Source organism: Nitrospira sp. (assembly GCA_029194675.1).
In the GTDB taxonomy this organism is placed as follows: Bacteria; Nitrospirota; Nitrospiria; order Nitrospirales; family Nitrospiraceae; genus Nitrospira_D.
On the sequence record JARFXP010000004.1, the window covers coordinates 206,450 to 230,399 of the forward strand.

Annotated in this window: 16 protein-coding genes and 1 riboswitch; of the genes, 6 read left to right on the plus strand and 10 right to left on the minus strand. The window is 57.3% G+C overall.

The window, feature by feature from the left end; translation table 11 throughout:
- Positions 1-110: 110 nt before the first annotated feature.
- Positions 111-446 carry a YnfA family protein gene (locus P0120_19480; GenBank protein ID MDF0676491.1) on the minus strand — a complete coding sequence of 112 codons (336 nt, stop codon included), beginning with the start codon at positions 444-446 and terminating at the stop codon, positions 111-113.
- Positions 447-710: 264 nt separating this feature from the next.
- On the minus strand, positions 711-1,916 hold the full coding sequence (locus tag P0120_19485) for a cation:proton antiporter (GenBank protein ID MDF0676492.1): 1,206 nt from the start codon (positions 1,914-1,916) through the stop codon (positions 711-713).
- 85 nt (positions 1,917-2,001) lie between these two features.
- A riboswitch (Fluoride riboswitch) is annotated at positions 2,002-2,066 on the minus strand.
- A 926-nt stretch (positions 2,067-2,992) separates the two neighbouring features.
- Here P0120_19485 and P0120_19490 point away from each other — a divergent pair.
- The 3 genes from P0120_19490 to P0120_19500 all read left to right on the plus strand — a co-directional run bounded on the left by P0120_19490 (position 2,993) and on the right by P0120_19500 (position 10,402).
- Positions 2,993-5,440, plus strand: a complete 2,448-nt coding sequence (locus tag P0120_19490) for a DUF1929 domain-containing protein (protein ID MDF0676493.1) — start codon at positions 2,993-2,995, stop codon at positions 5,438-5,440.
- A 442-nt stretch (positions 5,441-5,882) separates the two neighbouring features.
- Entirely contained in the window at positions 5,883-8,339 is a 2,457-nt protein-coding gene (locus P0120_19495; GenBank protein MDF0676494.1) for a hypothetical protein, read from the plus strand.
- A 95-nt stretch (positions 8,340-8,434) separates the two neighbouring features.
- Positions 8,435-10,402 (plus strand): GMC family oxidoreductase, encoded by a 1,968-nt coding sequence (locus P0120_19500; GenBank protein ID MDF0676495.1) that lies wholly within the window; start codon positions 8,435-8,437, stop codon positions 10,400-10,402.
- 319 nt (positions 10,403-10,721) lie between these two features.
- Here the strand turns inward: P0120_19500 and P0120_19505 are convergent, their stop codons facing one another.
- The 8 genes from P0120_19505 to P0120_19540 form a co-directional block, all read right to left on the minus strand.
- Entirely contained in the window at positions 10,722-13,889 is a 3,168-nt protein-coding gene (locus P0120_19505) for a CusA/CzcA family heavy metal efflux RND transporter (protein MDF0676496.1), read from the minus strand.
- Positions 13,886-15,109 carry an efflux RND transporter periplasmic adaptor subunit gene (locus P0120_19510; protein MDF0676497.1) on the minus strand — a complete coding sequence of 408 codons (1,224 nt, stop codon included), beginning with the start codon at positions 15,107-15,109 and terminating at the stop codon, positions 13,886-13,888. The genes P0120_19505 and P0120_19510 overlap by 4 nt, the downstream gene beginning before the upstream one ends.
- Positions 15,106-16,365 carry a TolC family protein gene (locus P0120_19515; protein MDF0676498.1) on the minus strand — a complete coding sequence of 420 codons (1,260 nt, stop codon included), beginning with the start codon at positions 16,363-16,365 and terminating at the stop codon, positions 15,106-15,108. Before P0120_19515 ends, P0120_19510 begins: the two co-directional genes overlap by 4 nt.
- Before the next feature lie 99 nt (positions 16,366-16,464).
- Positions 16,465-16,935 (minus strand): hypothetical protein, encoded by a 471-nt coding sequence (locus tag P0120_19520; GenBank protein ID MDF0676499.1) that lies wholly within the window; start codon positions 16,933-16,935, stop codon positions 16,465-16,467.
- 250 nt (positions 16,936-17,185) lie between these two features.
- The gene (locus P0120_19525) at positions 17,186-17,686 is read right to left on the minus strand and encodes a shikimate kinase (GenBank protein ID MDF0676500.1); all 501 of its coding nucleotides are present in this window, start codon (positions 17,684-17,686) and stop codon (positions 17,186-17,188) included.
- Positions 17,683-18,537: a shikimate dehydrogenase gene (locus P0120_19530; protein ID MDF0676501.1), complete on the minus strand. Its 855-nt coding sequence runs from the start codon at positions 18,535-18,537 to the stop codon at positions 17,683-17,685. Before P0120_19530 ends, P0120_19525 begins: the two co-directional genes overlap by 4 nt.
- A gap of 45 nt (positions 18,538-18,582) precedes the next feature.
- On the minus strand, positions 18,583-19,344 hold the full coding sequence (locus P0120_19535) for an SDR family oxidoreductase (GenBank protein MDF0676502.1): 762 nt from the start codon (positions 19,342-19,344) through the stop codon (positions 18,583-18,585).
- Positions 19,341-20,216: a tRNA (adenine-N1)-methyltransferase gene (locus tag P0120_19540; protein ID MDF0676503.1), complete on the minus strand. Its 876-nt coding sequence runs from the start codon at positions 20,214-20,216 to the stop codon at positions 19,341-19,343. Before P0120_19540 ends, P0120_19535 begins: the two co-directional genes overlap by 4 nt.
- A gap of 135 nt (positions 20,217-20,351) precedes the next feature.
- On the opposite strand from P0120_19540, the gene P0120_19545 reads away from it, so the two are divergent.
- The 3 genes from P0120_19545 (at position 20,352) to P0120_19555 (ending at position 23,940) form a co-directional block, all read left to right on the plus strand.
- On the plus strand, positions 20,352-21,647 hold the full coding sequence (locus P0120_19545; GenBank protein MDF0676504.1) for a nodulation protein NfeD: 1,296 nt from the start codon (positions 20,352-20,354) through the stop codon (positions 21,645-21,647).
- Positions 21,648-21,671: 24 nt separating this feature from the next.
- A complete protein-coding gene (locus tag P0120_19550; GenBank protein MDF0676505.1) occupies positions 21,672-22,418 on the plus strand; it encodes a slipin family protein in 747 nt (248 codons plus the stop codon).
- Positions 22,419-22,683: 265 nt separating this feature from the next.
- Complete coding sequence (locus tag P0120_19555) at positions 22,684-23,940, plus strand: sigma-70 family RNA polymerase sigma factor (protein ID MDF0676506.1); 1,257 nt, start codon at positions 22,684-22,686, stop codon at positions 23,938-23,940.
- The last annotated feature ends 10 nt before the right edge of the window (positions 23,941-23,950 follow it).

A 23,950-nucleotide genomic window follows, 5' to 3' on the forward strand; every position in this document is an offset into this window, starting at 1 on the left:
CAGGTCGGACTCTGGACCAAATCTGATGCCGTGACCTATTTCGATGATCTAAAACTGCAGATCATACGCTGAGCAAGCCCATATGGGTCGTGGCTAAGGGTGGATCGCTGTTATACAGTCGTGCGAGGTGCATACATGATGACCGCCATACCCACAAAGCAAAGAGTTCCTCCAATGATGTCGAATCGGTCCGGGCGAGCGCCATCTAAAGCCCATCCCCAGAATAGAGACAGGAAGATAAACATGCCACCGTATGCGGCATAGACTCGGCTAAAGTGTGCCGGTTGAAATGTTGGGATGATGCCGTAGAGAATGAGAACGACCGCTCCCGCAATCCCGTACGCAAGTGGCCGTCCCTCGCGGAACCAGAGCCACACAAGATACCCACCTCCAATTTCACACAATCCTGCGAGTACAAACAGTCCCAATGAACTAACGATAGACATTCTTGCATCCTTTCCGAGGGTACTGGCTGCCGCTGTGGAAACCTCTAATCTGATACGAGCAGCTTCGTATGGCTCATCGTATCGGAGAGCTTGCCGAACAGCTACGCCGATAATGCATAGACCGCATTCATCGCAACCATGACCAGAGGGACCAGAGCGATGGGCAATCCCCCAGGCTTAAGCCCTGGAGCAAGGAAATGAAATTCCTAAATCCCGGTAATGCCGACGATTAAACAGATGATCTGGCATCGTCGGTTTCGACTTCTAGCCCTCATCGCTCAGGTCATTGATTCGCCTGACAGTTTTTCCCGGTTGATCGGGCTTCGGCAGCAGATGGGTCGGAACATAAAACAGGCCTGCAATGACTGTGGGCACGACCGCGCTCGCGATGACCGCCGCTACGAGAAAAGAATACTGCTCGTGAGTAATCAATCCGTGGGTCAGGCCGTAGAGAGAAGAAATCGTTCCAAACGTCAGGCCGGTCGACATCAAAAGTGTGTAGTACCAGCGTTCCTTGCGGTCCTGACGGAACAAGCTGATAAAGGGATAGAGGCCGAAAATCTTCGACGCCACTTTCCCGATGAGCAACAGGAGAAACACGAATGGAGCGGCAAGGAGAGCGGGCAGGGACACCAATGTTCCAGCGCGAAGAAAGTAAAAGGGCGTGAGGAATCCCACGGTCAGTGTTCGCAATCGACGAATCCAGTGCGTGTCTCTCGCGGCAGTTCCCGCGAGGACCATGCCGGCGAGATACGCCGGCAACACCGCTTCGCTCCCCGACCACAGCGCCAACGCACCCAATCCAAAGAGCGTCAACATGACCCATTTCGTTCTGATCGCAGCCGTACGATGCGCATAGTGCCGCGTCAGCCACGCGGTGATGGAGGGCAGCGTCATCAGCGCCACGATGATCCCCGCGATAAACACGAGAGTTCTATAGGTAAACGGCGCAAAGAGCAGCCCGAGGGCGATCACCGTTCCCAGGTCCGTGACGAAGCATGAGGCGAGAATTCCTTTGCCGAACTCTGTCTTATTGAAGCCGGTTTCCAGCATGACGGCATAGATCACCGCCATGGACGTTGTGGAGAGGGCCACACCACAGAGCCAACTGGCATTCGCGTCCCACCCCAGGAGGTAATAGGCGACGGCGGCACAGCCAAGGAACGGCGCCATGAATCCCACCAACCCGACTACAGTGACTTCGGTCAACTTCATGCGAACGATGTCGGGATCAAGTTCAGCACCGGCCAGAAACGTGAGGACGACGGCGCCGGAGGCGGCGAGGAATTTTACCCATTCCGAATCGGCGGCGAGCACATCGCCAAGGTTCAAAACATCGGCTGCCACAGCAGTGATCACTCCTACACAGATTTCAACTAATGCGATCGAGAGACGCAGGGAGGATGCGATAAGAGCAGAGAGAACGGCGAGGGAAAGCCACAGGGTTGCGGTGAGAAAGGTCGATTCCATTGATGAGTCCTCCGTTCCGGCCAGGGCGCATGCTGCTTTGAGCCGGTCGCCACCAACCCGGAAACAATCCTACGGCTACGGCAGCAGTAGCGTAGGAGTCATCAGCCTGGCCGAGGCGGTTATACGGGGGACTCCATCCCCTGTGTAAGGGTAAGTATACTGGAAATGGTTACGGAAAGGGCGGATTATTGGGAGGACTAGACCGAGTGCTACAAGACGTGGTTGAAGCATACGGCAAACTTTCCAAAGAAGGACAATAAATAATCTCGATTGTGGTTGGGTCGTGCTCGTCACGAAGCTTGCGCATTTCTCACACTTTCACCTGTTGCTTCTGTCATAGGCCCTGGAGCAGGTGTGGAAGACTCCGCCTCATGACGTTGAGCGCTCCTTAGCTCCATCCGCCGATAGAGCACGGGAAGCACGACCAACGTCAACACCGTTATCTCCGTGGCACGACGTTTGGCATTGGGGCCTCGGTTCATCAATCCATGATGGCAGCTCAAACACTACGCTGCTGTGGGCTCCCTTATGATGGCAGCATCGCCGGTTTCTCAACAAGACACGTAATCATAGCCGATCAGACTCTCCCGGCCTCACACCAATCACACATGCTCACGAAAGTCATAACGACACACACGTATCTCTAGGACACGTAGCTATGCCTACTAATATTGTTCACCTCCGCACAGGCCGCACTATTCCCGAAACGATATGAAGAAGAACATGTATCGGAAAAGATACGTATTGTATCCAACAAGATGCGCTTGAATCCGCACAGCCTACCCATTCCTTCGCTAAACCATATGAAAATTTAAGAAGGCCATTTCGTTGAGACAGCGGCATGACAAATGCTGGAGCGATGAGGAAGACTAATAAGGACGCGACCAACACCCGATACGATTTCGGTGCTTGGCGACGCGACGACCGCCCGATACCGACGGAACTTCGAGAGACTGATGCTATGTCATGACCCCAAAGGTGGTGGAGTCGGCCACGCTTTGAGGCGGCCGTTTCATGAGCATCGGGGTCTTGCCATACGAATCGTAACAGGTTCTGAATGAACCAAGGAGTAGGAGATGCCAAACGGATTCGCGAATGTGCCGGATTGGTTTCCATGGGAAAACGCCGGCGGCAATATTGCGATCGGTGACTTAGACGGCGACGGTCGCCAGGATCTTGTCGTTCTTATGGTGGACAACCCGCCCGACAAGAACCGCGGCCTGTATCGCGTGGGCAAGCGTCTTGATGCTGCCGGCATCCCCACCGACGGTTGGGGACCGTGGATTGATATTCCGGACTGGTTTTCAGTTGAAAATCAGGGCGCAGGACTCGCCTTGTGGGACTTGAATGGAAACGGTCAGCTCGATCTCGTGGCATTTATGATCGATGCGCCCCAAGGACAGAATCAGGCGTTCTATCGGGTCGCTCGATCACTGGACAACAACGGCAATGTCACCGGCGGCTGGACCGATTGGATAGGCATCCCAGACTGGTTCCCTTGGGAGAATCAGCATGGTGCTATCGCGGTCACTGATCTTGACGGCGATGGCCACCCGGAATTGATCGTCCTCATGATCGACAACCCTCAACAGCAGAACCAGGCCTATTATCGCATTGGGAAACGCCTCGATGCCGACGGGCGTGTCACCGCCGGCTGGACTGGTTGGCAACCGGTGCCGGACTGGTTCTCTTGGGAAAACCAGGGTGCCGGTGTCGCGATAGCCGATGGGAATCAGGCCGGCGATCACGATCTCGTCATTTTCCAGATTGACAACGCGCCTGGGCAGAACCAGGCGTTCTTCAAACGCGGCGCGCGGCTGCAGATCACCGGCGACGTCGACAGCTGGGGACCATGGATGGGTGTCCCCGGTTGGTTCTCTTGGGAGAACCAGGGCGGTGGTCTTACGGTGGCCGATCTCGGTGGACTTCGAAAGCTTATCGCGCTGAACATCGACAACCCGCCCCAGCAGAATGCCGGCCTGTACGAGGTCTTCGATCTGGATTCCGATCCGGCACGCGAAGGAAGGTGGGAAGTACTGCCGTTCAAGTCTGGCGTCCTCGCCGTGCACGCAGCTCTGCTGCCTATGGGAAAAGTGCTGTTTTTTGCCGGCTCGGGGAGCAGCGCCGTGCGGTTCGCGAGCCCGGACTTCGGCAACGAAGCGAAGGGCATCTTTACGAGCGTGGTGTGGGACCCGGCAGTACCACCTGGTCCCGGAGCGCCGAACTTCTCCCACCCGGCCACACTACGGACTCCCGACGGCAAAGTCTTCGATTTCTTCTGCGGCGGCGATGCGTTTCTGCCGGACGGCCGCATGCTGTCGGCTGGTGGAACCCTTGACTATAATCCATTCAAAGGCCGCGCAGATGTCGCTGTCTTCGACCCCTTCAACGAGACCTGGGCATTCGTCAAACAGATGCAGCATGGCCGCTGGTACCCGACACTCATCGCGATGGGTGATGGCCGAGTGCTGGCGACAACCGGTCTCAACGAAGCGGGGAACGGCCACAATCAGGCTGTGGAATTGTACTCGGCTGCAACCGACTCCTGGCAGCCGCTGCACCTCCCGGCCGCTTTTCCAGGTCTGCCGCTGTACGCCCATCTCTTCTTGATGCAAGACGGTCGCGTCTTTTTCTCGGGCGGACGGATGGACGACCCTCTTCAGGTAGAGCCCTGCGTGCTGGATCTCACACAGAACCCGATCGGTCTGACCTTCCTACCAGATCTACTCGATCCTGTGCTCCGGAACCAGTCCGCCAGCGTGCTCCTCCCGCCCGCGCAAGATCAGAAGGTGCTCATCATGGGTGGCGGCCCCGTCGGCAAGCCGGATAAAACCGACGCGACTGGAATGGTGAGCATCGTGGACCTGAAGAAGCCACACCCCGACTATGTCGCAGCTGAGCCTATGTTACTGCCACGGTTACACTTGAATGCCGTGATCCTACCGGACCGGACTGTCTTCGTCACTGGTGGATCACTCAAGCAGGAAGACAAGCCGCTCGCTCGGCTCCAGGCTGAGAGCTATGATCCAGCGACCGGGCAGTGGCAGCTAATGGCGACTGCTACCATCCCACGTCTCTATCACTCGACAGCTCTGCTCTTGCCAGACGGCCGAGTTGTCACCGCCGGCGGGAACCCAGAAGGCGGCCACTCGGTTACCTGGGAGCCGCCGGATCCGGAAGAGGAGATGCGCCTCGAAGTCTTCAGTCCGCCGTACCTCTTCAAGGGCCCGCGACCCACGATTGGCACTGTAGTCACTGAATGGAACTATGGGCAGCAGGTCTCGGTGCCGACGCCGCAGGCAGTTCAGATACGTTGGGCCCATTTGGTGAAATGCGGTGTGACTACGCATTCGTTCAACTGCGAACAGCGGCTTGTCGATCTCCCGATTGCAGCTCGCACGTCAACATCCTTGCGAGTGGCGGTGCCCGGCAACCGGAATCTCGCACCACCTGGATGGTACATGCTCTTCATCGTCGATACGGACGGCGTTCCTTCCGTGGCGACGTGGGTGCATCTGACCTAAACACTGGAGGGGATCGTGCAATGAACCCCTTGGCGATCGTCAAGCTCACGTCGCTAATGGAGCGCACCGGCAGGAGCCCCAGGTCGTCCCCCTTAACTCTTATGCGGAACGGGGGTGAGGTTTATGGTTCAAGTTCATTAAGTGCCTGGTGCCGTTCGCTAGGAGCCGGCAATCGACTCACTCAAAGAGTTCGTGAACATCCAATTGGAAAAGGAGGATAGAAATGCCACCAGCGATCTTTTTTGAACATGCCAACTTCCATGGCGCGCATAAGCATGTATTTGGTGCTGAATCAAACTTGAATGCCGCGGATGATAATTTGTTTTAGATGGAGAGGGCGGAAGAGCGGGGTCATCGAGATCGATGCCTCGTTCCCATTGCTAGCAGGTCAGAGTGCCACGTCGTCACGGGGGACGTAACTATTCAACGCGGACAGGAGGTCATGATGCTCATTCAGAGGAGTAAGGCGAAGAGGGCGATTTTGGGCATCCTGGGCATAATCGCCCTGATCAGTTGCGCGACCCTCCAGCCCGGTCTGCCGGGGAAGGTGATCGATGAAGCGCGCAGCGTAGCTCGTGCCCCATCTTCGTTCCCCGCGGCCGATGAGGATTATTTTCACGATATGGATGGCGGAGTCGCCCTCTCTCGTGAAGAAATCCAAGGCCGAAATACCTGGCTGATCTGGACCGCGGGCAACGATCGGTTCTGGGATAGGCTCGCCATCGCCAGCTTCGGCAACCTGGATTTCTTGAAGACGCTCTCGTCGCACCCGAGCCTCAAATTCAGCCGCGACAACCGCTGGCACTATCTCGGCCTGGTCAACGAACCCTGTTTCGAGAAGGCAACCGGTCCCGACCCCACGCGTTATGGCCTATGGTTGGATCAGCGTCGCCATGATTGTCCGTCCGATCCCTTCGCGAACGAGAACAAATATCCCGGCGTGGCCATTGGGGCGCGCGGAAAGAATCTGCCGGTCGGCTCCTACTATGGGGAACCGACCGGCATCGTCGGGTTGCGGCTCTTTCCGAATCCCGACTTCGACGAAGCCGCTGCGAAGAAATGGAACTCCACGCGTTACTACGAGGATCCCAGCTACTATTTGTCCAAAGATTTAGTGAAACCCTATCGCGTCGGGATGTCGTGCGCGTTCTGTCATGTCGGTCCCAATCCGGTCAAGCCGCCGGCCGATCCCGAGCATCCTCAATGGGACAACTTGAGCTCCAATGTCGGAGCGCAGTATTTTTGGATCGATCGGATCTTTACCTGGGATGCCGACGAATCGAGCTTCCCGTTTCAGCTCTTTCACACCTCGCGTCCAGGGGCGCTCGACACTTCACTGGTCTCCACGGACTACATCAACAATCCACGCACGATGAACGCCGTCTATGCGCTGGGGCCTCGATTGCAACAAGCGCAGCGCTGGGGAAAGGAGACGTTGGCGGACGGCGGCTTGGACAACAAGCAGTTCAACGACTATGTCGCTGCCGGCCCGTTGACTCAATTTTTTCAACCGCCCAACATCGTGTGGACGCCTCGTGTGCTTAAGGACGGCTCGGATTCCGTTGGTGCCCTGGGCGCACTCAATCGTGTCTTCTTGAACATCGGCCTGTTCAGCGAAGAGTGGCTCCTTCACTTCAAGCCCTTGGTCGGCGGGCAGCCGATCACGCCCATGCGGATTGTCGTCGCTCACGACCATTCCGCCTATTGGCAAGCCACCGAGGCGCAGACTCCCAATCTGGCGTTGTTCTTTTTGAAGACGACCGACCCGCACAAATTGCGCGACGCTCCCGGGGGCGCCCAGCATCTCACCAGGGATATGACCCAACTGGCGCACGGGAAGGAAGTGTTTGCCGAGCGGTGCGCGCGATGTCACTCCAGTAAGGTGCCCACCCCGGCGATCGGGCTCGATCCCAGCGGCTGTGCGGGGCCCGGCTATTTGGGATGCTGGCAGAAATACTGGGAATGGACGAAGACTGAAGAGTTTCAGCGAGAGATGAAGAAGATTGTCATGCGGGACGACTTCCTTGAAAACAACTTTCTATCCACCGAAGTACGTGTGCCTGTCACCTTGCTGGAAACCAACGCCTGTAGTCCGCTCGCGACGAACGCCATCGGCGAGAACATTTGGGATAATTTTTCATCCCAATCCTATAAGGACCTCCCGTCGGTAGGGACGATTACGGTCCATCATCCTTTCACCGGCGAGCCGAAGCCGTATGAGATGCCCGCCGGCGGACGCGGGTACACGCGGCCGGCCTCGTTGGTCAGCCTCTGGTCGACGGCGCCGTTTCTGTTGAACAACAGCGTCGGCCGATTCAATCCGAGCCCGAGTGTCGAGGCTCGGCTGCAATCCTTCCAATCCTCGATTGAGCAAATGCTCTGGCCGGAGAAGCGAGACAAGGATCGTGTCTTCGGCGATCGCGTCCCCGGCGTCATCGACCGCACGACGACGACGAGCTATCTCCGGATCCCCAAGGGGTACTTGCCGGAGGTGCTCCAAGACCTGTCCTTGTTGGAGGAGGGACTCTTCCCCTCGATTTTTGAAAAAGGCGGCATCGAGATCGGGCCGATCCCGGCCGGGACTCCGGTGAATTTGTTGTCGAACGTCGACCTGCTGCCGGAAGGCATGACGCTGCCGGAGCGCGTCGCGCATCAGAAAAAGCTGCTCACCTTGTTGGTGCGCCTCAAGAAGGACTTGAAGGCGATGCCGAGGGACGTCACGGACGAGCAAGCCCGCCAGGTGTGGCGCAATCTCGTCGAGCCGCTCTTGGAGTTCAACAAGTGCCCGGACTTCGTCGTGAACCGTGGCCATTACTTCGGCACGAGCCATTTCAAAGAGGAGCCGGGCCTGTCGGACGACGACAAGTATGCGTTGATCGAGTTTCTCAAGACGTTCTAACGACGTGCTCGCCTGTCGTTCCATAACGCTGTACTCTCCGGTGCGTTCATTTCTCATGGGACGCACGATGGGATGAGGCAAGGAAAGGACGCCCGATGATGGATCCCAAGACCCGGCGTGATTTTCTGAGGCTGGCCGCGGTGGCCGGATTGAGCTTGCCGCTCGACGGCTGCTTCCGTGCCTTCAAGCAATGGGAGCGCGGGGCCATCCGGTGTGCCACCCCGGCAGGGCTGGCCGATGGCGCGATGTTTGATTACATCGTGATCGGATCCGGCGCCGGTGGTGGGCCGGTCGCAGCCAACCTCGCGACGGCCGGGTTTCGGGTCGCGCTGCTCGAAGCCGGCGGCGATGAGACGAATCCGAACTACTCGGTGCCGATGTTTCATGGGTTTGCCACCGAGGATGAGACGTTTCGCTGGGATTACTTTGTCAAACACTATGAAGATCCCGATCGACGTCGGCGCGACAGCAAGTACGTGGCGGAGCATGACGGGGTTTTGTATCCGAGAGCCGGGACGCTGGGCGGCTGTACCGCGCACAATGCGATGATCACGGTGTACCCGCACAATAGCGATTGGGACGGCATTGCGCAGGTGACCGGCGATGCGTCATGGGCCAGTGAGTCGATGCGCCGCTATTTCGAACGACTCGAACAGTGCCGCTACGTTCATGGGCTGATCGAAAAAGCGGAGAACCGAAGCCGGCATGGCTTCGATGGGTGGCTCACGACGAACATGGCCGACCCGACCCTGGTGATCAAGGATAAGCAGTTGCTCGATATGATCGCCTCGATGGTGGAAGGCGCCCTCCGTGAAGACGTCGGCCGGCCGCTGAGCCTGCTGAAAAGTCATTTCGATCCCAATGACTGGCGCATCGTCGTCGATAGCCCGGAAGGCGTCTTCGGCACGCCGCTGGCGACGAACGAGGGACGACGGACGGGCACAAGGGAATACCTCCAAGCGGTGGCGAAGGCCTGTCCCGCGAATCTGACCGTCGTGACCCATGCACTCGCCGCTCGGATTCTGCTGGATCGCGACAAGCGGGCGACCGGCGTGGAATATCTGCAAGGGCCGTCGCTGTATCGAGCAGACCCACAGGCAAAAGCCGCTCCTGAAGGAATCCGAAAAACGATTCAGGCACGACGTGAGGTCATTCTCTCCGCCGGTGCCTTCAACAGTCCACAGCTGCTCAAATTATCCGGGATCGGTCCAAGGGACGAGCTGACACGTTTCGGAATAGAGCCCCTGGTCGATCTGCCGGGGGTCGGCGAAAATTTGCAGGATCGGTATGAGATCGGTGTCATCACGGAGATGGATCGCGATTTTCAAGTCCTGCGGGACTGCACGTTCGAGCCGCCGACGTCCGGCCAACAGCCGGACCCCTGCTTTGCGGATTGGCAGAACGGCACGGGCGTCTATACGACCAACGGCCTGGTCATCAGCCTCATCAAACGCTCCAGCCCGGAGCGGCCGCTGCCTGATCTCTACATCTTCGGCGTGCCGAGTTACTTCAAGGGCTATTTCCCCACGTATTCGGCGATCTTGCGTCAGCACAAAAACTACTTTACATGGGCGATTCTCAAGGCCCACACGCAGAACACCGCCGGGCAAGTCACGCTGCGGTCCGACGATCCGCGCGACGTCCCCGAGATCAACTTCCATTATTTCGATGAATCGAACGATACGGCGCAAGAAGATCTGGAGTCCGTGGTCGAGGGCATCGAGTTTGTGCGTCGGATCTCACGCAAGGCTCAGGGCGTGATTAAGCGGGAAGTGATCCCGGGACCGGCCATCGCGAGCCGGGACGATCTGCGCACATTCGTGCGGAACGAAGCGTGGAGCCATCATGCCTCGTGCAGCAACAAGATGGGGCCGGCGACCGATCCCATGGCGGTGGTGGACAGCCGGTTTCGCGTCCACGGGACGAAAAACCTGCGGGTGGTGGATGCGTCCGTCTTTCCTCGTATCCCAGGGTTCTTTATCGTGTCGGCGATCTACATGATCAGCGAGAAGGCCAGTGATGTGATTGCCGAGGATGCCGGACTCGACGACGGACGGCGATGAGCACATCACGCTGCTGCGACCAAACCCGCGTACGCCCGTTATTGAAGAAATTGAAGAAAGAGTAGAGCCAGCCGGTGTCACCCTGTGTGACGGTCCTCTCGTTGTGTCTGTTGCTCGTCGAGTGAAGCCCGCACATGCTACATCCCGCGGCGTTCGGAGGGTAGTCCGAAGAATGGAGCCCGAGCAGGCGTTTGGCCCAGCTAGGCGCGGCAAGATCACAGGATTTATCGGCCCTTCTCACGGCACGAGGCCGGCGCGCGTCCCTCGAATCGACGTGCCGCTTCCCGAGTTCGTCACAAACCTTCATGACGAATGCGGGCTAGTGATAACGGGTAGCTTCAACGGAGGAGATGGGTGTCGCTTCCGTTGCAGGCCGCGGAGTAAGCCTTCGGAAATCAGCTTCATGCCGCTGAACAATCCGATGTTCCATCCATCGATACAACACCGGCAAAACCAACAACGTCAAAACTGTCGACGAAAACAATCCCCCGATCACGACTGTGGCGAGCGGTCGTTGTATCTCAGAACCGGGACCGGTCGCCAGCAATAGCGGAAGGAGCGCCATCATTGCGACCACCGCAGTCATCAGCACAGGACGCAACCGCAGGACCATGCCGGTCAACACCGCCTCGTCCAATGGCATCCCCTGCTCTCGCAGCTGGGTGATGTAGGCAATCTTCACCACCCCGTTGAGCACCGCCACACCGAACAAGGCGATGAAGCCGACGGACGCCGGAACTGAAAGATACAGCCCGCCCAACAACAACGCCAGCAGGCCGCCGACCATGGCGAATGGAATCGCGAGGAGAATCAGCGCCGCGTGCCGCAGCGTTCCAAACGTGAAATAGAGCAACAAAAAGATCAAGCCGATGACCAGAGGCACGACCAGGGCTAGACGTGCCATGGCCTTCTGTTGATTTTCGAATTGACCACCCCACGTGACATAATAGCCTGGCGGGAGCCGCACCAGACGTTCGACTCCTGTTTGAGCCTCTTCTACCGCACCGACCAGATCGCGCCCAACCACATTCGCTTCGATCACGATCCGGCGGCTCGCATGTTCCCGGCTGATTTGCGCCGGTCCTTCCACAATTCGAATGTCGGCCAGCTCGCGAAGAGGAATCCGTGAGCCGTCCGGGGCTGTCACCCACAAGGCCGAAATCGTCTCGACATCGGCACGCCGATCGTCCGGAAATCGCACCATGATTGGAAAGCGCCACTGTCCTTCGAAGACCTCGCCGGCGGCAATGCCGCCACCGACGGCTTCAATCACTTCCGTGATCTCTGCGACGTTGATCCCGTGACGCGCGATCTTGGCACGATCGATATCGATCTTCAGATAATACAGCCCCGACACCTGCTCGACTCGTAGATCGGAAATACCGCGCACCTGCCGCAGCACCCGTGAAATTTCGTCCGCCTTCACCCGCAAGGTTTCAAGGTCCTCGCCGAACAGTTTGACGGCGACCTGAGATCGGACTCCCGAGACCAGTTCATCGACGCGCATGGCGATCGGCTGAGACAGCCCGAACGCGATGCCGGGCACTTGCTCCAGCCGTCGGCGGACCTGCCCCTCGATCTCGGTTTTGGACTGTGCTTGCCACTCGGCCTTGGGTTTGAGCAAGACGAACATATCGCTAAGTTCCATCCCCATTGGATCAGTCCCCAACTCATTGGCTCCCGTGCGCGAAATCACGGAGCGCACGTCCGGTATTTCCAGCAACAACCGTTCGACTTCCCCTGCGATCTTCAGCGATTCGCTGAGGCCGATGCTCGGGAGGCGCACCAGATTCACCACGATCGTACCTTCGTCCATGATCGGCACGAATTCCCGACCGATGAACGGAACCAGAGCTGCCCCGCCGACGAGCACCGCGGCCGCCACGAAGACGACCAGGCGAGTGCTGCGGATGGCTCCCCCCAACATTCGGCGATACAGCCGCCGTCCACGCTCCAACAGACGCTCGCCCTCCTGCGAAGCACGAGGTTTCATAATCACCGCCGCCAGGACCGGAACCACCGTCATCGACAGCACCAAGGAGCTCAGGAGGGCGATCACCACCGTCAGCGCCAGCGGAATAAACATCTTGCCTTCCATTCCTTGGAGTGTTAGGAGCGGAAGAAAGGTCAACGCAATGATCAATTCCCCGAATAGACTCGGCTTCCGCACTTCCAGGACGGCGCGTAAGACGACCGGTAAACGGCCGGTAACCGAGAGGGCTCGGCCCGTGGTCTCCTCGCCCAGATGGCGCTCGACATTCTCAATCTGCACGATGGCCGCATCGACAATCATTCCCAGCGAGATGGCCAAGCCACCCAGTGACATCAGATTCGCCGACAGGCCGACCTGTTGCATGATCAGAAATGTAGCCAAGGTGGCCAACGGCAAGGTCAGAGCAACGACGAACGCGCCACGAAGATTTCTCAAGAAGAGATACAGGACGAGTATCACGACCGCAGCGCCTTCCAACAGGGCACGTTCCACGGTATCGAGTGCCCGCGCCACCAATTCGATGCGGTCATGGAAAGGCTCCACCTTCACGCCGGCCGGCAACACCCGGTTGATCAACTCGACCTTGTCTCTCACCGTGGAGACAATCTCCCGACTATTGCCACCCCGCAACATGACGGCAATCCCTTCGAGCACCTCGCCCTTCCCATCACGCGTGACGCCCCCTAACCGAATCGCGGTCCCTTGGCGAACCTGCGCGACATCCTTTAGATAAATCGGTGTGCCCTTGTGCGCTGCCACCACGATCTGTTCCAGATCCCCCGCAGAGCGGGCCAATCCCACACCATAGACGACCAACTTATCCCCGCCCTGCTCGATATAACTTCCTCCGGCATTTTGGTTGTTCCCGGCCACGGCAGCCTGCACCTGGCGCAATGTGAGTTCAAAGCTTGTCAATCGATCGGGATCGACGAGCACCTCATACTGCTTCGAGAAGCCGCCCAAGGTATCGACATCCGCGAGGCCCGGGACTGCCCGCAACATCGGACGGATCACCCAATCTTGAAGGGTCCGCAAGTCCATGAGGGTCTGCGTCGGTCCATCGACGAGATACATGAAAACTTCGCTCAGTCCCGTACTGACCGGCCCCAGCACAGGTTCAGCGCTTGGTGGAAGAGCGGATCGCGCTCGAAGTATTCGTTCCAGGACGAGTTGCCGTGCGAAGTAGATATCGATCGTATCCTCAAAGACCACGGTGATCACCGAGATCCCGAATCGCGACACTGACCGGAGTTCTGCTTTGCCGGGCAAGTTCGTCAGCTCGATCTCCAGGGGAAAAGTCACAAGACGTTCGATTTCGGAAGGAGCTAACGAGGGCGCTCGGGTGATGACTTGAACTTGGACGGGAGTGACGTCGGGGAACGCGTCGATCGGTAGATGGCGGAATGCCGCTACGCCGCCCGCAATAAGTCCGAGAACAACCAGCAACACAAGGAGTCGTTGCTCTAAGGCGTTGCGGATCAGCCGTTCGATCATAGCGGGCCTCCTGTCGGCATCTGCTCCCGGAGCGCCTCAGATTTCAGCGCGTAGCTCCCCTGCGTCACCACCTCGTCTCCGGCAGCCAACCCTGTGATGACCTGGACATACTCGGTCGCGGTCTGGACGAAGGTCACTTCGCGGGGTTCGAACCGACGCGGCCCCTGTACGACAAAGGCGACCTGTCGGTTGCCCATCTGCTGCACCGCCACGCGTGGGACACTCAGGACGGATTGCTCGTCCGTAACCAAGAGGGCCTCGGCGAACATCTCCGGCCGCAATCGGCCATCAGGGTTGGGTACCTCCGCGCGCGCCATGATCGTCCTGGTGGCCGGATCGATCACGGCGCCGACATAGGTAATGACCCCTCGAAACGTCGTATTCGGATAGGCCGACACCCGAACTTCCATGGTCAGCCCGGGTTTCAATCGACCGGCCTGTTGTTCCGGAAAATCGGCGCGCACCCAAACGGTCGAGAGATCCGCCACTGTAAACAGTATCTTATTGGGGTCGACGACCTCACCGATCGTCGCCTTCCGATCGATCACTTCACCGCGAAACGGGGCTCGAAGAAAAACTTGCGCGACTTCGGCATGAGGCAATGTCTTGGCCGCCAAGCGCTGGATCTCCTTCTCCGTCATGCCGAGCAAGTGCAGCTTTTCCTCTGCTTCGTGCAAATCCGCTCGCGCGTTCTCATAGTCGGCCTCTCGTCGTTGATGTTCCCCCGCGCCGATTGCGCCGCGCTCCAGCAGCGCTTGGGCCCGTTCGAGAGCTTGTTCCGTCACACGCAAAACATTCCGCGCTTTGCGATATTCCAGCTGAGCCTCTCCAAAGGCAGGGCTATCGAGCAGCAGAAGCCGGTCGCCTTCTCTCACTCGGTCTCCAAAGTCGGCATACACGACCACGATACGTCCTGGAACCCTTGCGCTGAGGTGCGCGAGTCGATTCTCATTCGTCAAAATCTTTCCTGCTTGGGCTTTGAGAGCAATCCGGATCGGGCGGAGAGCTATCCGCTCAGTCTGGAGATGCACAAGGGTCGGACTTCCTTCCGGCAATTCGAGAATACCTGGTTCCAAATGAGAAGCCGTGGCTGCCGGAGGCGGCGGCTTCGGAGCATCCTCTTGCTTTGACTGACATGACAGATGGGCCGTGGCGATCACAAGGAACGGAACGATTCGAAGAGAAGCCAACGAGAGGCGCATGACACGATGAATGCTCATGGCAACCCTCCCACTGCCCACTCCAGTCTGGTCAGCGCGATGGAATGATCGGCTTGCGCCTGAGCATATTCGAGCAAGGTCTGGCGATAGACACGTTGCGCATCAATGACTTCGAGCAGGCTGGTCGCTCCATGGCGAAAACTGAACTGGGCGATGTCGAGGACTTCTTTGGCCTGATGCAGAAGCCCTTGTTCGAACACCTTCATCTGCGCTTGGGCGGTCTGCATCTCCTGAAAATACTGGGTGATGGTCTGTTCCAGTTCCTGCTGCATTCGATCTCGCTCCGCTTGGGCTTCTCGATGGGCCCCCATTGCCGCCCCGATTTCTCCCTGTCGACGGTACCAAATGGGCAGAGCCACGCTGAGTCCCGCCGTCATGGATTCATCGCCGGCTTCTCGGTGATACTGGCCAATCACCGAAACATTCGGAATGCGCGATGCGCGTTCGTGCTCGATCGTGTATTCGGCTTGCTCGACCACCTTCTGCTGTCGGCGAAGCGCCGGCTGTCGCTCGGTTGCCTGATTCATCAGCGTGTTGAGTTCCAAGCCGGCCCTCACTGTTTCGAACTCTCCTCGGACGGCAAATGATTCTCCCAGAGCCTTGCCCGTCACCGTATTGAGTTTGGCGCGGGCCACGAGGAGCGCATTGTCCGCCCTCGCCAGATCCTTTTGAGATTTCTGGAGTTCGACGGTCGCCTTGATCAGCTCGAATTTCGGCGCCTCCTTGGTACTGACGCGCGCGCTCACCAATTTCACGAGGTCTTCCACCGTCTTCAGATTCTCTCTCGCAAGCCATGCATCTTGTTGCGCAAGGAGCAATTGAAAGAACGCTCCTTTTGTGTCGGCCATGACAGACACTGTTGTTTGATCGAGGCCGGCACGAGCCCCCCCTACGCCCGCGTCAGCGGCCCGTTGCCTGGCTGCTCGTTTACCCAGCCACTCCAGCGGCTGCTGCACCGTAATTGTCCGTTCGATGATGGAGACGCCTGTGCTAGGGTCACGAATCCACCCTGGGCCGGCGGACGCTATGATGGTGGGATTGAGATAGGCGTCGGCCGTGACCCGTTGACTCTGGCTCTGTTCCAAGACTGCCTCCGCGCCTTTCGTCTTGGGGTTATGTTGAAGCGCAAGTTGTATGACTTGACCTAGTGTGTATCCGCTTGGGCTCAGTTCTGCGGCATGGCCCGTTAGATAAGACCCGGATATCATCGCGCATCCGAAGGCGGCGATGATGCTGCAAGCGAGTGCAGGTCTCATGCTGTCCTCCTCTGTCGGCGCCAAAGCGACTCGCCTCCATAACGAGACGAGCATCAGGCGCCGATCACATGAATCGAAACGTCAGTAGATGTGAGACGATCAAACGGAGGGAGGTGCCCGGGACGTAAGACTGGTCGTGAGGAAACGGTCTGTCAATGAAGGGCTAGGTTGCGGCCGCCATGCGACATGGGGTCTCGTTGGTTCATTCGCATAGCAAGAACGCGCGGCCACATCCAAGGTGGTGCCTTTGCCGACTTGCGGCTCGACGGAAGAGGCGAGAATCAGGTCGATTTCAAGGTGCTCCGCTCCATGGAACGGTTGGGCAATCAGATGAAGGGGGCAGCTGGATTCCTTGGCTGCCACCGAGACATGATCGTAGATCGTGAACTCGCAGCTCAGGTCCGGTGAAAAAACCGTATGGACCGTGCCACCATGGACATGACCGGCTTCTCCATGGTGATGGTCAGCCTCGGGATGGATATGCACCAATGGCGCGGCAAGCATCCATAAGGCCGTCCACGTAAGGACTGCCACGCGAGACCAACCCATATTCTCTCGTGTCACTCGCATGGCGACAGCCTAGCACAGTCCCGTAATTGCATCAATTAACGCTACTGTGTATGGCGGAAACGGTCCATCCGTAGCTCAGAAACGGAATTGACCCGCATTATTCATGAACACTTCTGCTGCAATCGCCGATCCGCTGTTCGGACAAACCTGCTGAGCGTCTTGTTGATGTGCTTTACCGCCCGCTCGTGCGAGGAGTCTGCAACCCAATGGCGCCTGGACTACTTGGCAAGGCCCTTAATCAATCGAACAGCTACAATCGCGCCAGAATCTCATCGGCAACTTGCGTGACAGGCTTTCCATCGGTCTCAATGACATAATCGGCGGCCGCCTGATACTTCGGTGTGCGCTCACGAAGGACATCTTGAATCTCATCCAGGAAAGATTTGACTCCCGTAAGGGAAGGACGTTGTGAATCCTGACCGATACGCTCAGTAATTGTGCTCACTGAGGCGGTCAGCCAGAACAACCTTCCTGTTTCTTTTAACACCTCGCCATTCCGTGGTCGTAGGATTGCTCCCCCGCCCGTATCGACGACTAGCCCAGTCCGACCGGCCAGTTCTTGGCAGACCTTGGCTTCGAGATCGCGGAAGTACTCCCATCCATGCTTTTCAACGATTTCCGGAATGCTTTGACCGGCCAACTTCACGATCTCCGCGTCAGTCGACACCAGCATGCGACCAAGGCGAGCCGCCACTAGGTTGCCGACGGTGCTCTTTCCGGTCCCACGATAGCCGATAAGCACCACATTCATCGGAAATGTGACTCCAATACCGTACGCATCACATCAACCGGCGCAGGCTGATTCGTCCAGAACTCAAATTGAGTGACGGCTTGGTTGAGAAACATCTCCAACCCGGGAATCGTCCTACACCCAGCACGCTTCGCATCTTTGAGCAATCTGGTTTCGAGTGGGTTGTAGACGATATCCATGACGGAAAGGTCGGCGTGAAGGAGCGAAGCAGGAATGCAGGTGGTATCGGCGTTCGGAGACATGCCGACCGGGGTGCAATGAATCAGCACCTGGGCGTTAGGGAGAACCCGCTGAAGAGTGGTTTCATCAAGATGAAAGTCTTCAACCGTCAATGCTGCCTGGGTACGAAGATCCTGAGCTAAACTGGTCCGTTCAGGGTCGTCAACTCCCAGCAACGTCAACTTTTCCGCATTGGATTCGACCGCCAATGCGAAGGCGATCGCTCGAGCGGCACCTCCGGAACCAAGGACGACGATGCGTCGGCCCTTGAGCTCAGCCCCGCCCTCCCTCAACGCCCTCAGAGCGCCTGTTGCATCCGTGTTGTACCCGGTGAGCTTGCCCTTTTCGGCAACGATGGTGTTGATCGCACCGATCCGTTGAGCCGTCAGCTCCACATGATCAAGAAAGGGTATGGCGGCTACCTTGTGAGGAATCGTCACGCTCGCTCCGCGGAAGTTTCCCAGTGCGCGAAGCCCTGTGACGGCATCACCGATCGTTTCCACTTGCCAGGCAAGATAGACAAAGTTGAGCCCTAATTTGCGGAACGCAGCATTGTGGATGGCGGGCGAGAGGGAATGACCGACCGGATTGCCGATCACCCCGCAAAACTGTGTCCGGGCATCGATGTCCATTCTTCACCTAGAGGGGAAGTTTTCACTACTCGTTGGCGGCTACCATTACCCTTTACAAACGGTCATGCCCCCATCAATGGTGAAGGTCGCGCCGGTAACCCAGGTGGCTTCATCGGAGGCCAGATATAGAACCATATTCGCCACTTCTTCCGGCGTCCCAGGGCGATGAATCGCATATTGCGCAAGAATGGGCTGCAGCATGTCGGGATTGGCCATCAGGGGAGCCGCCATAGGCGTATCGATCAGACCTGGATTCACCACATTGCAACGAATTCCTTCCTTCGCATATTCGACCGCCAGGACACGCGTCAAGGCGTCAAGCGCACCTTTCGATGCCGTATACGCGGCTGAGCCGGAGAGACCGACTAAACTGGCAATTGACGAGATATTGATGATCGAGCCTCGTCCTTGCCTCAGCATGTGGGGGATGACGGCTCGTGTGATGCGGAATACCCCGGTCACGTTGATGTCGAACATTTGCGCCCAGATCGCATCATCGGTTTCGTGAAGCCGCTTCCCGAATTCACCGATTCCCGCATTGTTGACCAGAACGTCGATCCGCCCAAAACTATCGAGGGCTCGACGAACGACATCTTGCACATGGGTTTCATCCGTCACCGAACCGGCGACCCCGAGTACCTTTCCTTTGTTGAGTCGGATCACACTGGCCACACGATCCAATTCCTGTTGCCGACGTCCCGTGATGACGACCGATGCTCCCTCCTCGACCAAACGTTTCGCAATCGCTGCACCGATCCCGGCGTTGCCTCCCGTCACCACCGCTACCTTGCCTTCTACCCTATTCATAAGTTTAGTCCCTCTTCTGCTTCATCCTGTGTGCTTTCTTGGTCTCTATCGAGAGGAGCTCCTCTGTCAGGCATTGGACCAAGGAGTCCCGGTTCGACCTTACGAGCCACTGTGATAAACCCGGAATGAGCCACCATGCGATGATCAGGCCGCACGCTCCTGCCATGCACGGACCAGGTTCTCAGCAACGTCTCAAACGTTTCGATCATTCCAAATACGGCTGTACGTTCGAGCGCCTCCACCGTTTGCATGACTTGAGGTACGGTGGGAACAAAGCTCAGATAGATCCCACCGGATCGAAGGGTTTTCATGGCATGTGGTACGACTTGCCATGGTTCCGGCAAGTCAAGCACGACACGATCGAACGGCACCTGGTCGTCCAGTAAATCGATGCCCTCATAGGCATTTTTCCTGAAACAGATCAGATTGATTGGATTCAGAGAACGGGCAATGTTCTTCTTTGCCGTCTGTGCAAAATCTTCCCGGATCTCATATGTCACCACCAATCCCCCCGGCCCCACTGCGCGCAATAGGGCCATGGTGAGGGCTCCTGAACCGGTCCCGGCCTCGAAGACTCGAGCACCCGGGTAGATATCGGCCCACATGGGTATGATGGCGAGATCCTTGGGATATAGAACCTGAGCCCCTCGGGGCATCTTGAGCACATAGTCGCCGAAGGTCGGTCGGAGCGCCACCATCTTCTTACCGCCGGACAGGGTGACGATGGACCCGTCCGGACGGCCGATCAACGCATCATGTGCGATTTTCTGCCCACTGAACTGATACGTCTCCCCCGCTTTCAACGTGAGAGCATACTGTCGTCGTTTTTGATCGACAAGGTGGATACGTTCGCCATTGAAAAAGCGAGACATGCCGGGCATTCTAGGAGGATCCTTTCGTCGTTTGCAACCAAGCGCCCTTCCTTGACAGGGTAGTAGGGGGACCGTAAGATCTTCTCATCATTGATAATTTTCATGATGCCTTGTGATGGTCGGGAGACAAGAACAATGCTCGGCCGAGTCCTTACAGCGGCGATTGTAGGACCGGGGTTAGTACTCTGCTTGATTCTCCCGACCGATCCCGCTCTCGCCGAGGACATCGTCGTGGCAAACTACGAGGGGGTCATCAACCCTGTTGCAGCTGAATATCTTCACGATGCCCTCGCGTATGCCCAGACATCGAGCGCACAGGCTCTCATCTTAAAACTCGATACGCCCGGAGGATTGGACACCTCTATGCGCCTGATGATCAAAGACATTACCGGTTCGCCCATCCCGGTGATCGTGTTCGTCGCCCCTTCGGGAGGCCGAGCCGCCTCTGCGGGAGTCTTCATTACGATGGCGGCCCATGTTGCCGCCATGGCACCGGGTACCAATATCGGCGCAGCGCATCCAGTCGCTATGGGCGGTGAGATGGACAACACGATGAAGGAGAAGGTGGAAAACGATGCGGTTGCGTACATCAAGAGCATCGCGGAACGGCATGGACGGAATGTATCATGGGCCGAGGATGCGGTTCGAAAGAGCGTTTCCGCGACAGAGCAAGAAGCCTTGAAGCTCAAAGTCATCGATATGATCGCTGAAGACATCCCCACATTGGTGAAACGCCTGCATGGGAGAAAAATTGTCCTTCCAAATGGATCAATCACGTTCTCAAACGAGACCGCAACTCTCCATGAATTCCCGATGGGAACTCGGCTGGAATTGCTCAAAATCTTAAGCGACCCCAATATCGCCTACCTGCTGATGTCCATCGGAACCATCGGAATTATGGCCGAACTCTACAGCCCAGGCGCCATCCTGCCCGGGATCATCGGCGCCATCAGCCTGATCTTGGCTTTCTATTCGCTTCAGTCGCTCCCTGTGAACTATGCAGGCGCATTTCTTGTGATACTCGGTGCGGTTTTTCTCCTGCTCGAAATTTCGGTCACCAGCTACGGATTGCTTGCACTCGGTGGATTGGCTGCGATGATGTTGGGCGGTCTGTTCCTCATCAAGAGTGACGCGCCTTTTCTGCAAGTCTCCCTATCCTTTTTATTGCCGACTGTCATGACGATCGGCGGCCTGATCGGGATCATTGCGTGGATGGCCGTGAAGAGCACTCGTGGTAGACCAGTCACTGGGGCTGAAGGGATGATAGGTTCGATCGGAATCGCCAGGACGGATCTCAACCCACGCGGTCAGATTACGGTCCAGGGGGAGATCTGGGAGGCGGTCAGCCAAACTCCGATTCGCCAAGGGGAGGCTGCGGAGGTGATGTCGGTCGAGGGACTGACCGTGAAGGTGGCCCCTGCTCACAGATGAACCGACCGAAGACAAGGAGCCGTTATGTCATTGCTCATGCCGTTAGTCTTACTGGTCCTCGTGCTCTATGCCAGTTTTAAGCGCGTCATGGAATACGAACGGCTCGTGGTGTTTGTGCTGGGCAAGTTTCAGACGGTGAAAGGACCCGGCATTCGGTTGGTCGTCCCGGTCCTTCAACAGATGGTGCGTGTCAATCTCCAAACTGTGACGATGGAAGTCCCATCCCAGGATGTCATCACGCGGGACAATATTTCCGTGAAAGTGAATGCCGTCATCTTCCTCAGGGTGGTTGACCCTCAACGAGCCGTGCTGGCAGTCCAAGATTATCTGTATTCCACGTCGCAAGTCGCCCAAACCACCCTGCGCAGCGTGCTTGGCCAGAGTCAGCTCGATGACCTGTTATCGAAGCGCGATGACATCAATGCCGAGCTGCAGCGGATTATCGATCAACAGACCGAGCCATGGGGAGTTAAAGTTGCTGCCGTGGAAGTGAAGAACGTGGATATCCCTCAAGACATGCAACGCGCGATCGCCCGACAAGCTGAGGCCGAGCGGGAACGGCGTGCAAAAATCATTCATGCTGAGGGTGAATTTCAAGCAGCGCAGAAACTCGCTGAAGCCGCCGATGTCATCAGCCGAAATCCAGCCGCCCTTCAACTGCGCTATCTCCAAACACTCGTCGAGATCGCGGCTGAGAAGAACTCGACGACCATCTTTCCGATTCCAATCGATACCATTGCACCCTTCATCAAGGGACTACTACCGAAGTAGTGTGGCATTTCAGCCCGATGGATGATGCCGTTTCTACATAGATGCCGCATAAGTGAGACAGTTCATCCTCCGTTTTCTCATTAGCTCGGTCTAATCTTTATACTTTTTCCAGCTGATCACACCAGCCTTTTCTCATCTTCAATCCAGCATCCCTTTTGCTTCGTATCAGCAATACAGGTCACGACTCGGTGAATCTTTTCCGCTGAATACGACTCTAACAGGTTAAGGGGTACACCAACCTTATAATCAGAGCAAAGGTGACACGATGAAAGAAGAAGAATTGCGCGTCTCTGACGAGATGGAGATACAGAAAACATTCGTCCTGGATGTCGATGCCGATGACGCCAAGGCGAGCGGCATGCTGGGAATGATCAGCCGTGAGGCAGAGGAGTCCGGCTCGGATGAGAAGACCCAGCCAGCCATGCGTACAAGCCGCGGTGCCAGCCCATTTCTTTTGGAGGCTTTGTACTTCCGGTCGTTCGGTGAACGGGGTCTATTGACTCGAGAAGAAGAGACAGCGATTGCCAAGCGGGTGGATCATGGGACCAGGCGCATTCGGACTGCTCTGCGTCAAGCTGTACAAGCTTTGCTCAAATCCGACCGGGCATCAGCTCTTGCAGGCAGTGTGACCGTGCTCCAAACGGTCAGACGATTGAGCGGGCTGTCCGCTACTGCATTGGACAGTGCTGAGAAGGCCTTACGCACCGCTCTTAATCCGTCGGACTCGGACCTCAAACCGTCGGTAGCCACAGCAAAGACACTGAAAACGGTGCTTGAAGAGATCCACGTCGCGAGAGTGATCTTGGAGCAAGGCAAAGATGAGCTCGTGCGGTGTAATCTTCGTTTGGTGGTGGACGTTGCCAAACATTACACTGGGCGAGGATTGAGCTTGCTGGATCTCGCACAAGAAGGCAACATCGGCCTGATGAAAGCCGCCGAACGATATCAGTATCGAAAGGGATTTAAATTCAGCACTTACGCAACGTGGTGGATCAGGCAGGGCATCACGCGGGCGCTTGCGGATCAATCACGAACGATACGCATCCCGGTACACCAAACCGAGGCCTCGCATCGAATTCTCCGTGTGATGCGGAGGCTTGGGCAACAGTTTGGGCGGCCCGCTCGCTTGGAAGAGATTGCTCATGTGCTGCGCATGAGACCGGAGCGGCTCCGCGAGACTGTACTGGCCTTTCAGGAACCGGTGGCCTTGGAAACTCCGATCGGTGATGGAGATACGCAGTTCGGGGACATGATTCCAGACCAGCAAGCAGTTCCACCCGACGCTCACGTCCATCGAAGCGAACTGACCGCACAACTGGACCGTATCTTAAGCACCCTCACGCCTCGCGAGCAAACCGTCATCAGACTTCGCTTCGGGATCGGCTACGACGAAGCCAGCACCTTGGAGCAAGTCGGCCAAAGCTTGTCCGTCACGCGCGAGCGTATCCGTCAGATCGAGGCAAAGGCGCTCAAGAAGCTGAAGACTCCTGGGATCAAGGAGCTCTTCGCAGCCATCAAGTAACTTTTTGTTT

Bases quoted from the DNA above. Each gene is read 5' to 3' on its own strand.
- P0120_19480 (MDF0676491.1), bottom strand. From the start codon at position 446: ATGTCTATCGTTAGTTCATTGGGACTGTTTGTACTCGCAGGATTGTGT.
- P0120_19485 (MDF0676492.1), bottom strand. From the start codon at position 1,916: ATGGAATCGACCTTTCTCACCGCAACCCTGTGGCTTTCCCTCGCCGTT.
- P0120_19490 (MDF0676493.1), top strand. From the start codon at position 2,993: ATGCCAAACGGATTCGCGAATGTGCCGGATTGGTTTCCATGGGAAAAC.
- P0120_19495 (MDF0676494.1), top strand. From the start codon at position 5,883: ATGATGCTCATTCAGAGGAGTAAGGCGAAGAGGGCGATTTTGGGCATC.
- P0120_19500 (MDF0676495.1), top strand. From the start codon at position 8,435: ATGATGGATCCCAAGACCCGGCGTGATTTTCTGAGGCTGGCCGCGGTG.
- P0120_19505 (MDF0676496.1), bottom strand. From the start codon at position 13,889: ATGATCGAACGGCTGATCCGCAACGCCTTAGAGCAACGACTCCTTGTG.
- P0120_19510 (MDF0676497.1), bottom strand. From the start codon at position 15,109: ATGAGCATTCATCGTGTCATGCGCCTCTCGTTGGCTTCTCTTCGAATC.
- P0120_19515 (MDF0676498.1), bottom strand. From the start codon at position 16,365: ATGAGACCTGCACTCGCTTGCAGCATCATCGCCGCCTTCGGATGCGCG.
- P0120_19520 (MDF0676499.1), bottom strand. From the start codon at position 16,935: ATGCGAGTGACACGAGAGAATATGGGTTGGTCTCGCGTGGCAGTCCTT.
- P0120_19525 (MDF0676500.1), bottom strand. From the start codon at position 17,686: ATGAATGTGGTGCTTATCGGCTATCGTGGGACCGGAAAGAGCACCGTC.
- P0120_19530 (MDF0676501.1), bottom strand. From the start codon at position 18,537: ATGGACATCGATGCCCGGACACAGTTTTGCGGGGTGATCGGCAATCCG.
- P0120_19535 (MDF0676502.1), bottom strand. From the start codon at position 19,344: ATGAATAGGGTAGAAGGCAAGGTAGCGGTGGTGACGGGAGGCAACGCC.
- P0120_19540 (MDF0676503.1), bottom strand. From the start codon at position 20,216: ATGTCTCGCTTTTTCAATGGCGAACGTATCCACCTTGTCGATCAAAAA.
- P0120_19545 (MDF0676504.1), top strand. From the start codon at position 20,352: ATGCTCGGCCGAGTCCTTACAGCGGCGATTGTAGGACCGGGGTTAGTA.
- P0120_19550 (MDF0676505.1), top strand. From the start codon at position 21,672: ATGTCATTGCTCATGCCGTTAGTCTTACTGGTCCTCGTGCTCTATGCC.
- P0120_19555 (MDF0676506.1), top strand. From the start codon at position 22,684: ATGAAAGAAGAAGAATTGCGCGTCTCTGACGAGATGGAGATACAGAAA.